The organism is Nonomuraea turkmeniaca (assembly GCF_005889735.1).
In the GTDB taxonomy this organism is placed as follows: Bacteria; Actinomycetota; Actinomycetes; order Streptosporangiales; family Streptosporangiaceae; genus Nonomuraea; species Nonomuraea turkmeniaca.
This window is the reverse complement of the sequence record NZ_VCKY01000326.1, coordinates 1-9,709: the sequence shown is the minus strand read 5'-3', so window position 1 is coordinate 9,709 and position 9,709 is coordinate 1. Positions and strand designations below refer to the sequence as shown.

8 protein-coding genes and 1 pseudogene are annotated in these 9,709 nt (G+C 68.1%); 2 read left to right on the top strand and 7 right to left on the bottom strand.

Going from position 1 to position 9,709, the window contains the following annotated elements; genetic code table 11:
• Together ETD86_RS49565 and ETD86_RS49560 are read right to left on the bottom strand one after the other, a co-directional pair.
• Positions 1-743 (bottom strand): annotated as a pseudogene (locus tag ETD86_RS49565) (hypothetical protein); the annotation flags it as partial.
• A 165-nt stretch (positions 744-908) separates the two neighbouring features.
• The gene (locus ETD86_RS49560) at positions 909-2,165 is read right to left on the bottom strand and encodes a glucarate dehydratase family protein (protein ID WP_138673574.1); all 1,257 of its coding nucleotides are present in this window, start codon (positions 2,163-2,165) and stop codon (positions 909-911) included.
• 104 nt (positions 2,166-2,269) lie between these two features.
• Between ETD86_RS49560 and ETD86_RS49555 the strand changes: the two genes are divergently transcribed.
• Positions 2,270-3,739: an aldehyde dehydrogenase (NADP(+)) gene (locus tag ETD86_RS49555; RefSeq protein WP_138673573.1), complete on the top strand. Its 1,470-nt coding sequence runs from the start codon at positions 2,270-2,272 to the stop codon at positions 3,737-3,739.
• A 108-nt stretch (positions 3,740-3,847) separates the two neighbouring features.
• Here the strand turns inward: ETD86_RS49555 and ETD86_RS49550 are convergent, their stop codons facing one another.
• The 5 genes from ETD86_RS49550 to ETD86_RS49530 all read right to left on the bottom strand — a co-directional run bounded on the left by ETD86_RS49550 (position 3,848) and on the right by ETD86_RS49530 (position 8,682).
• Complete coding sequence (locus tag ETD86_RS49550) at positions 3,848-4,753, bottom strand: 5-dehydro-4-deoxyglucarate dehydratase (RefSeq protein WP_138673572.1); 906 nt, start codon at positions 4,751-4,753, stop codon at positions 3,848-3,850.
• A 12-nt stretch (positions 4,754-4,765) separates the two neighbouring features.
• Positions 4,766-5,533, bottom strand: coding sequence for an IclR family transcriptional regulator (locus tag ETD86_RS49545; RefSeq protein ID WP_246149443.1), 768 nt, complete (start codon positions 5,531-5,533; stop codon positions 4,766-4,768).
• 61 nt (positions 5,534-5,594) lie between these two features.
• Complete coding sequence (locus ETD86_RS49540; RefSeq protein ID WP_138673571.1) at positions 5,595-6,455, bottom strand: carbohydrate ABC transporter permease; 861 nt, start codon at positions 6,453-6,455, stop codon at positions 5,595-5,597.
• On the bottom strand, positions 6,452-7,378 hold the full coding sequence (locus ETD86_RS49535) for a carbohydrate ABC transporter permease (RefSeq protein WP_138673570.1): 927 nt from the start codon (positions 7,376-7,378) through the stop codon (positions 6,452-6,454). Before ETD86_RS49535 ends, ETD86_RS49540 begins: the two co-directional genes overlap by 4 nt.
• Complete coding sequence (locus tag ETD86_RS49530) at positions 7,375-8,682, bottom strand: sugar ABC transporter substrate-binding protein (protein WP_138673569.1); 1,308 nt, start codon at positions 8,680-8,682, stop codon at positions 7,375-7,377. The genes ETD86_RS49535 and ETD86_RS49530 overlap by 4 nt, the downstream gene beginning before the upstream one ends.
• A 136-nt stretch (positions 8,683-8,818) precedes the next feature.
• On the opposite strand from ETD86_RS49530, the gene ETD86_RS49525 reads away from it, so the two are divergent.
• Positions 8,819-9,613 carry an NAD-dependent epimerase/dehydratase family protein gene (locus ETD86_RS49525; RefSeq protein WP_170223723.1) on the top strand — a complete coding sequence of 265 codons (795 nt, stop codon included), beginning with the start codon at positions 8,819-8,821 and terminating at the stop codon, positions 9,611-9,613.
• Positions 9,614-9,709 lie beyond the last annotated feature (96 nt).

Here is a 9,709-nt window from a genome sequence, read left to right as displayed (position 1 = left end):
GTTGACGCGTCTGCGGCACCGGTAGGGCGGTGGGCTGAGGTGGCCGAGCTGCTGCTGGTGCTGGAGGCGTTCCCGGTGCTGGTGGCGGGAAGTGGGGTGCGGTCGATGAGGGCGCGGATCCGGGCTCGGGTGGGTTCGGGGTAGCGGGGGGCGCAGGCCGCGCAGAAGCACAGGGACAGGAGGTCGGCGTCTACAGGGGTCCAGTCTGCTCCGGAGGTCTTCTCGTGGACGCTCTGGTGGCCGAAGCCCAGCGGGCCGCAGGCCTCCAGGATCAGGCCGTCCGGTTCGCCGACGGTCAGGATCTCCCGGACGAGGCGTTCGCAGTACTCGATGACGTCCTCGTGGGCCGGACACAGCGCGTACGGGTACGGGTCGCCGAAGGCGTTGCGTACGGCCAGGTCGGGGTGGGCGGCGCCCAGGTGGGAGTTGTGGGTGAGGACGGTCCAGGCGTGGACTTGGAGGCCGACGGCCTTCAACGCGTCCCTGGCCTGAAGGTAGGCGTCGGCGGGGGACCACGTGGGGGCGCCCGGGACGAGGCGGCCCCAGGCGGACGGGCGTACCGGGAGGTAGAAGGCCGGATAGGGCACGTCCAGGACGCGGTGGGACGGATGGTACGGGGTGGCGGCCCGGGTGGAGTGGTAGCTGGCGGCCAGGGCGACCGCGTCGACGCCCAGGGCGGCCAGGCGCTCAGGGGCGGAAGGGTCGCCGACGACGTCCCAGGGGTAGACGTAGGCGATGTTCATCGCAGGGGCCTCTCTGTGGAACTGCCGATGGGGTGCGCCGGCGCGGCCTGCTCGTTCATCGAAGCGGCCCTCTCCGTGGGACGGTTCATCGCGGGGGCCTCCCTGGGGAGGACGTTCATGACAGCGGCCTTCCTTCCCGGGAACAGCCGATCATCTTCCAGGGTTTCACCAGCGAGGCCTCTTCGCCGTGAAGCCGGGCTCGAAGCGCTGCATGTACGTCGTGTCGTCACGCGCCACGACCCCGCACGTCTCGTACTGCTCGTGCATCCGGGCCAGCGCGTCGCGGTCCAGCTCCACGCCCAGACCGGGGCCGGCGGGGACGGGGACGGCGCCGTCGGAGAAGCGGAGGCTGCCCGGCACGACCACGTCCTGGCCGTCCTGCCAGGGGGTGTGGGTGTCGCACGCGAAGGTGAGGTTCGGGGTGGCGCCGGCCAGGTGGGTCATGGCGGCCAGGCTGATGCCGAGGTGGGAGTTGGAGTGCATGGACAGCGACAGCCCGAACGTGCCGCAGAGGGTGGCGATGTGCGAGGAACGTACGAGGCCGCCCCAGTAGTGGTGGTCCAGGAGCAGGACGCCGATCGCGCCGGAGGCGATGGCGGGTGGCAGGTGTTCGGGAGTGACCACGCACATGTTGGTCGCGAGGGGCATGGGGACGGCGGCGGCGACCTCCGACATGCCGGGAATGCCAGGGGTGGGGTCCTCCAGGTACTGGAGGGTGCCTTCGAGTTCGCGACCGACGCGGATCGAGGTCTCGACGGACCAGGCGGCGTTGGGGTCCAGGCGGAGCGGCACTCCAGGGAACGCCTCGTACAGGGCCTTGATCGCGGCGATCTCCTGGTCGGGCGGGTAGACGCCACCCTTGAGCTTGATCGACTTGAAGCCGTACTCCTTGATCAGGAGTGCCGCCTGCTCGACGATGCCTGCCTCGTCCAGCGCCGCGCCGAACCTGTCCGGCTCCTCGCCCGGGTGGCCGGCCCACTTGTAGAAGAGGTACGCGCTGTACGGCACCGCGTCTCTGACCCGGCCGCCGAGCAGGTCGACGACCGGCACGCCGGCCGCCTTGCCGCGAATGTCCAGGCAGGCCACCTCGAAGGCGGCGAAGACCCGGTCGACGCTCTTCTCCTTGGTGGCGACGCCGGTCAGGCCGTGCAGATCGGTCACCACGTCGCCGACAAGCGAGTTGATCCGGGCGTACATCGTGTTCACGGCGTGCACGTCGAGCCCGATCAGGGCCTGCGCGCACTCGCGAACCTTGCCGAGGTGCTCGAGATCGCCGTACGTCTCACCGAGGCCGGTCAGACCCTCGTCCGTGACTACCTCGACAATGGTACGGAGGGCCCATGGCTCGTGGACCCCGGCGGCGTTCAGGAGGGGTGGATCCCGGAAAGCAACGGGTGTAACGCGGATCTCCCTGATGATCATACGACCGCCGTCCATATATGTGAACAATTGCCAGATTTGTGGACAAGTTGCCAAAACTGTAAGAATCAGGCTGAAGAAGTGTCAAGACTCCGAAGGGCCATTCGATGATCTACGGACACGACCCCAGGACCGGCGAGACCGTGGGCGCCGCCCTGCCAGAGACCGACAACGCCGGGGTCGACATGATCGTTTCTGCTGCCGCCGCGGCCGGTCAGGCCTGGCGGTCGACGCCGGCGGACGAGCGGGCGCTCGCGCTCGAGGCGGTGGCCGACGCCCTGTCCGCGCACGTGGACGAGCTCTGGCAGCTTGCCGACGAGGAGACCGCGCTCGGCGAGGCACGCCTGCGCGGTGAGGTCGCGCGCACGGCCGGGCAGTTCAGGCTCTTCGCCCAGGTCCTCAGGGACGGCGCATACGTCGAGGCCATCATCGACCACGCCGACCCGTCGCTGACACCGCCCCGGCCCGACGTGCGCCGGATGAAGCATGCGCTGCCCGGCGTGGTCGCCGTGTTCTCGGCCAGCAACTTCCCGTTCGCGTTCTCCGTGGCGGGCGGCGACACCGCCTCCGCGCTGGCCGCGGGCTGCCCAGTGGTCGTCAAGGCGCACCCCGGTCACCCGAACACCTCCGAGCGGGTGGCGAAGATCGTCAGGAACTCGCTCCCGTACCCGGACCTGCTGGGTCTCGTGCAGGGCATGCAGGCGGGCATCGACCTGGTGAAGCACCCTTCGGTGGTCGCGGCCGGGTTCACCGGGTCCGTGGCCGGCGGGAAGGCGATCCAGAAGCTGATCGACGAGCGGGAGGTGCCGATCCCGTTCTTCGGTGAGCTGGGCAGCGTCAACCCCGTGGTCGTGCTGCCGTCCGCGCCGGTGGAGGGGGTGGCCACCGGGTTCGCGGGGTCGCTGACGCTGGGGGTCGGGCAGTTCTGCACGAACCCCGGCCTCATGTTCGTGCCGGAGAACGACGAGCTGCGCAAGGCCCTGGTGGAGGCGGTCGAGGGGACCAGCGGCGGGCCCATGCTGGCCGAGCGGATCAGGGACGGATACCTCGGCGGGGTCGAGCGGCTCGGCGAGCTGCGGTTGCTGGCCGAGGGCAAGCCCGGCGCCGGGAGCTGGGCGGTCACGCCGAAGGTGTTCACCACGGAGCTGGACACGTTCGCAGAGAAGTTGCCGGAGATCGGCGAGGAGTGCTTCGGGCCTGCCTCGATCGTGGTGACATATCGGGAGATTTCCGATCTGCGGTCCGTGCTCGAGCGGCTCGACGGCTCGCTGACCGCCACCGTCCACGGTGCCGACGCCGATGAGGCCGGCGACGTCGTGGAGGTGCTCGGAAGGAAGGCCGGGCGGCTCATCTGGAACGGGTGGCCGACCGGAGTGGCCGTGTGCTGGGCGATGCAGCACGGTGGCCCCTGGCCCGCCGCCACCACGACGCACACCTCCGTCGGGGCCACGGCCATCGACCGGTGGCTGGCGCCGACCGCGTACCAGGACTGGCCGGAGGCGCTCCTGCCGGACGAGCTGAAGGACGACAATCCGCTCTCCATTCCGCGACGGGTGGACGGGCGTCTGGAGGTATGAGCGCACGGGCGTGATCCGGAGGCGGCGGCGTGCCGCGAGTCCGTCCCGAAGCGGGACGGAGACGGTGCGACGCCGCCCCCAACGCGACCGGTCGTCTTCGGGCAGGCGTCACGCGCCGGCGATTTCCAGTCCGGTGGCGATGATCTGCTCCAGTGTCGCGAGATGCTCCGGCTCCGGATCCACCAACGGCGCCCGCACCCCTCCGGCGTCCAGCCCGCGCATCCGCACCCCGGCCTTGACCAGCGAAACCGCATAACCGGGCACAAGGTCCCGCAACTCCACCAGCGGCAGGTAGAACCCGGTGAGCAGTCGCTGCACCAGCACCTCGTCCCCACCCGTCACCGCCTTGTGGAAGGCCAGCGCGATCTCGGGCGCGAACGCGAACACCGCGCTCGAATACAGGTTCACACCCATTCCCCGGTACGCGGGCACGGTGAACTCGGCGGTCGGCAGCCCGTTGAAGAACGTGAACTCCTTGTCGGTGGACTGCCGTACGGTCAGGATGATCCGCTGCAGTAGGTCGAAGTCCCCGAGGCCGTCCTTGAAGCCCACGACGTTGGGTAGTTGTGCCAGCGACGCCACCGCCTCAGGCGTGAAGCGCGCCGTGCCCCGCTGGTAGATGATGATCGGCAGCTCGACGGACTCGGCCACCTCCCGCACGTACCGCACCAGGCCGGCGGCAGGGCCGGTGACCAGGTAGGGCGGCATCAGCAGGAGCCCGTCGGCACCCTGAGCGGCGGCGGCGCGGGCGATCGCCTTGGCGGCGGGCAGCGTGCCGCCGGCCCCGGCGAAGACCGGGACGCGCCTTTCGGTGGCGGCGACGGACGTGGCGACCGCCCGGCTGTATTCGCCGAGATCGAGGGCGTTGAACTCACCGGTGCCGCACGCGGTGAACACTCCTCCCGCCCCGGCCGCGACCCCGTCGGCGACGTGCCTGGCGAGCACCTGTTCGGCCAGCTCGCCATCGGCCCCGAAGGGGGTCACCGGAAAGAAGAGAACGCCGTCTAGCCGCATCAATGGTCCTTTCTAGCGGATGCCCTCCCTGCGCAGAGTGGCAGCCAGCTTGCGGGTGTGTTTGATCACTGCCTCGGTGATCCGCTCGACGTCGGCGGGCGGGAGACCGGCGGGCATGGAGCAGCTGATCGCGTCCGTGGCCGGGATGCGGTAGTCGACCGCGACGGCCACGCAGGCCACGCCTGGCGTGCCCTGCTCGCGCTCGTACGACCAGCCCCTGGTGCGGACCTGATCCAGCTCGCCGGTGAGCTTGGTCAGGTCGGTGATCGTGTGCTCGGTGAGTGAGATCAACGGATGGGGCAGCAGCGCCCCGACCTCGTCGTCGGTGAGCTGGGCGAGCAGCACCTGGCCGAGCGCAGTGACGTGGGCGGGCAGACGCCGGCCCACCCTGGGGATCACGTGCGCGGCCTCGCGCGACTCTCTGGTCGCCAGGTAAAGCACGTGCGCGCCGTCCCTGCGGGCGAAGTGCACGGTACGCCCGATCTCGTCCCGCAGGTCCTCCAGCATCTCCTGCGCGAACGGCAGCGCCGGATCCTTGTCCAGGTACGCGGTGCCGGTCAGCAGCGCGTGCGGACCGATCCCGAACGCGGACCTGCCGGAGTCGGTCTCGACCCAGTTGAGCTCGACCAGCGTCCGCATGAGAGCGTGCAGGCTGCTGCGCGGGAACCCGGTGCGTTGCTGGAGCTCCGACAACGTCAAGGTGTCGTGCGACTCGGCCAGGACTTCCAGGATGCGTACTGTCCGCTCGGCGGACTTGACCAGCTGGGGCTCCATGCTCATCCCATCTACCTTGCGGCGTTGAAGATCCAGGATATGGGATTCCGTCCAGATACATGGATACTTAACCCTTGACCGCGCCGCTAGTGAGACCACGCATGAATTGCCGCTGGAACGCCAGGAACGCGATGATCGACGGCAACAGCGCCAGTAGCGAGGCCGCGAGCAGCACGCCGATCCCGACCTCCTCGTCGGAGCGGAGCGAGCGCAGCGCGATGGGCAGTGTCCACATGTCCGACTCGGGTGCGACGATCAACGGCAGCAGATACTGGTCCCAGATCATCGTGAACCCGAAGACGCCGATCACGCCGAGGGCAGGACGGCACAGCGGCACGATGATCGTGGCGAAGATCCGCAGCTCGCCGGCGCCGTCGATGCGGGCGGCCTCCTCCAGCTCGACCGGCACCTCCTTCATGAACTCGGTCATGACGAGGATCGAGAAGCCCCAGGCGCCGACCGGGAGGATCATCCCGGCATACGTGCCGATGAGGTTGGTGTGGAACACCGGCATGTCGGCCAGGACCAGTGACAGCGGGATTGCGATGATCTCCTCGGGGAGCATCATCGTGGCCAGCATGAGCAACATCACGAACGTCATGCCGCGGAACTTCTTGCGGGCCAGCGAGTACGCCGCGAAGACGCTCACCAGCATCTGCAACAGCAGCCCGAAGCCCACGACGATGAACGAGTTGAGCAGGTAGAGGTAGACGTTCTTGTCCTTGGCCTGGACGAAGTTCTCCAGCGTGAACTCGTCCGGCCACAGGGAGAACGACGTCGGGTCGAGGGTCTTGCTGAACGCGCTCATCAGCAACCCGACCAACGGCCCGGTGAAAACGATCACCATGAAGCCATAGACGATGACTTTTCCGGTGGTGGCCAGAGGTCCCCTGCGCGACTCCAGCCCCAGAGCGCTGTCGAACCTCATGCCGCCTGCCTCCTGCGCAACAACTGCACGACCACGGTGAGCGCCAGCGTGGCCAGGAACAACACGATCCCGCCCGCCGAGGCGACGCCGAGCTCGTTCGACTGGAACCCGAGCTTGTAGATCAAGGTCATCAGGACTTCGGACGACCCGTTCGGACCGCCGTTCGTCAGCACGTAGACCTCGACGAACACCCGCAGCCCGCGGATCGCGGCCAGCGTGAACAGGATCCAGAACACCGGCCGCAGCGCCGGCAGCGTGATGTGCCGCAGCCGGTGCCAAGTGGAGGCCCCGTCCACGGCCGCCGCCTCGTAGAGCGTGCGGTCCACGCCGACAAGTCCGGCCAGGAAGATCATCATGTCGTACGGGGTGCCGCGCCAGATGCTCATCAGCATGATCGACCAGAGCGAGGAGTTCTCGCTGGCCAGCCACGGCTGCGGATCGACGCCCACCCAGCCGATGATCGTGTTGAGCATGCCGCTGTCGGCCGGGTGGAACATGATCCGCCACACCTCGGCCACCGCGGCCATCGTGGTCACCACAGGCAGGAACGCCGCGGTCCTGACGAACCACAGATACCGGGCGGGGCCCTCGATGAGCAGCGCGAACCCCAGCCCGAGCACGATCGAGCCGACCGTGGTGCCGAGGGCCAGCACGATGCTGTGCCAGATGGCGGCGCCGAACGCGTCGTCGGTGAGGATCGTCTTGTAGTTGTCCGCGCCCACCCACGTGTCACTGATGTAGTGGACCTCGTGGAAGCTCTTCCACAGGCCCAGGCCCATCGGGATGAACTTGAAGTACAGGAACAGCACTAGTGCCGGCGCCAGGAACAGCCAGGCGATCAGCGACCCCCGCCACCGCACCGACTTGGTGCGGCGGTGGGGGGTCGCAGTCCGTGCTCCGGCCCGGGTGAGGGTCGACGTCATGACGCTTTCTGGTTCTGCAGTTCCTGGGTGAGCTTGGTGTTGAGCCCGTCCATCGCCGTCTTCACGTCGGCGGTGCAGTCGGCCCAGACCGTGTTGATGGCGTCGGCGGACGTCTGGCGGATCGGCGCCCAGTTCGGCACCGGCGGGGCGTACACGGCGAAGTCGTACGACTCCTGGAACACCTTCCAGCGCGGGTCCTGGCGCTCGGCGGCCATGTCCACGGTGGTGTTGACCGGCAGGCGGACGATGGCGCCGTTGGCGTCCTTGTTCATGCCGATCTTCTGGCCTTCGGGGGAGATCGCGTACTCGGCGAACTTCTTCTGTGCGTCCTCCATCTGCGAGCCGACCATCATGTAGACGTTCTCGCCCTCGCCGAGAGTGCCGGGGCCGCCGGACGGGCCCTTGGGCACGGGCAGGACTTCGATCTTGTCGGTGCCGATGCTCTTGACGAAACGGGCCAGCACGTACGGGCCGACCAGGTAGATGCCGCCCTGGCCCTTCTCGAACACCTCATGGGTGACGGTCGTGTCGTTGCTGACCGCGCCGGGGTTGACGGTCTTGGACTTGCAGAACTGGTCCTGCAGATACTGGACGGCCTCCACGAACTTGGGGTCGTTGGCGGTGGCCACGTACTTGCCCGAGCCGTTGGACTTGAGGAAGTCGGCGCCGTTGCCGTAGATCAGCGAGGAGGCGTACCAGGAGGCATAGCCGCGCTTGGTGCCGGCCGGGATGACGAAGCCGCTGGTGTCCTTCTGCCCGTTGCCGTCGGGGTCCTTCTCGGTGAACGCGGTGGCCAGTTTGGACAGGTCCTCCCAGGTCTGCGGAGGCTCCATGCCCACCTTGTCGCGCCAGTCCTTGCGGACGATCAGCGCGAACGCCTGAGCAGAGAACGGGGCGGCGTAGACCTTGCCGTCGCTGCCGGTGGCGGCCGACCAGGCCCGGTCCGCCAGCTTGTCGGCGCCGGCCAGCGAGGCCTTGTCGACCTCGCGCAACCAGCCCTGCGACTGCATGTTGCCGAGCTGGGCGGTGTCGTTGATCACGATGTCGGGAAGCTGCTTCTGCGCAGCCTGTTGATTGAGCTTGGTCTCGAAATCGTCGAAGAGCGCGACCACTTTCGTCTTGACACCGCTGGCCTGGGTAAATGCGTCGGCGAGCTTCTTCGCCGTCTTGGCGGAGTCGGAATCGGGCGCCTGCCTGATCCAGATCTCCAATGTGTCGTCTGAAGCTGATCCCCCGGAACCGCAGCCTGTCAGCGTTACGGCCAGGGACGTGATGATCGCGGCCCCGAGCAAGCGACGTGACATCAGACCGCCTCCCGTTCACATACGTGGACATGAGTCCGGTTTTTGAACTCGTGTGGGTGAACGTAACTACACGCATGCATCACGGTCAATATTCAAGGATGTGAATTTCTGTCAGAATCGTGTACACCATGGATGCATGCGCATTCTCATGACCGGTGCCGCGGGGAAAGTCGGCACGCTGCTCCGCCCGCGTCTCGCCCGCGAGGGCCGCATCCTGCGGCTTTCCGACCTCCACGAGGTCGAGACCGGACCGGGGGAGGAATGGGTGACGGCCGACCTCGCCGACCCGGTCGCCATGGCCGAGGCGATGAAGGGCGTGGACGCGGTGCTCCACCTGGGCGGCCAGAGCCGGGAGCGTCCCTGGGCGGACATCGTGCACGCCAACATCAATGGCATGCACGTGCTGCTGGAGGCGGCGCGTGAGGAGGGCGTCCAGAACCTCGTGCTCATGGGCAGCCACCACGCCGTCGGCTTCCACACCCGGCCGGCGGAGGGCGAGGACCTGCCGGACTACGCCTTCCCGCGGCCCGACACCTATTACGGGGTCAGCAAGGTCGTCATGGAGGCTCTCGGCAGCCTTTATCACGATCGGTTCGGCATGGACATCACCGTGGTGCGGCTCGGGACCTGCAACGAAGGCTCGCTCGACACGCGCGGGCTGGCCACCTGGATCTCGCCCGACGACCTCAACCGGCTCGTCGAGGCGGCGCTGGTCGCGCCCGGGTATCACGTAGTCTGGGGGGTTTCTGAGAACACGCGGCGGTGGTGGTCGCTGGAGGAGGCCAAATCCATCGGGTACGTCTCCCGGGACGACTCCGAGTCGTACGCGGAGGCGCTGATCGCCGAGCACGGCGAGCCGGATCTGACGGACCCGATCCATGACCGCGCCGGCGGCATCTTCACCCTCAAGGAACTGGGCGGCTCCTGGTAACCCCACGCCTCCGGTTCCAGCCCACGCCCTGGTCTCGGCTCGCGCCTCCGGTCCGGCCCTGCGTAGCATGCGGGGCCCGACGGGGGGCGGGAGAGG

Bases quoted from the DNA above. Each gene is read 5' to 3' on its own strand.
- ETD86_RS49560 (WP_138673574.1), bottom strand. From the start codon at position 2,165: ATGATCATCAGGGAGATCCGCGTTACACCCGTTGCTTTCCGGGATCCA.
- ETD86_RS49555 (WP_138673573.1), top strand. From the start codon at position 2,270: ATGATCTACGGACACGACCCCAGGACCGGCGAGACCGTGGGCGCCGCC.
- ETD86_RS49550 (WP_138673572.1), bottom strand. From the start codon at position 4,753: ATGCGGCTAGACGGCGTTCTCTTCTTTCCGGTGACCCCCTTCGGGGCC.
- ETD86_RS49545 (WP_246149443.1), bottom strand. From the start codon at position 5,533: ATGAGCATGGAGCCCCAGCTGGTCAAGTCCGCCGAGCGGACAGTACGC.
- ETD86_RS49540 (WP_138673571.1), bottom strand. From the start codon at position 6,455: ATGAGGTTCGACAGCGCTCTGGGGCTGGAGTCGCGCAGGGGACCTCTG.
- ETD86_RS49535 (WP_138673570.1), bottom strand. From the start codon at position 7,378: ATGACGTCGACCCTCACCCGGGCCGGAGCACGGACTGCGACCCCCCAC.
- ETD86_RS49530 (WP_138673569.1), bottom strand. From the start codon at position 8,682: ATGTCACGTCGCTTGCTCGGGGCCGCGATCATCACGTCCCTGGCCGTA.
- ETD86_RS49525 (WP_170223723.1), top strand. From the start codon at position 8,819: ATGCGCATTCTCATGACCGGTGCCGCGGGGAAAGTCGGCACGCTGCTC.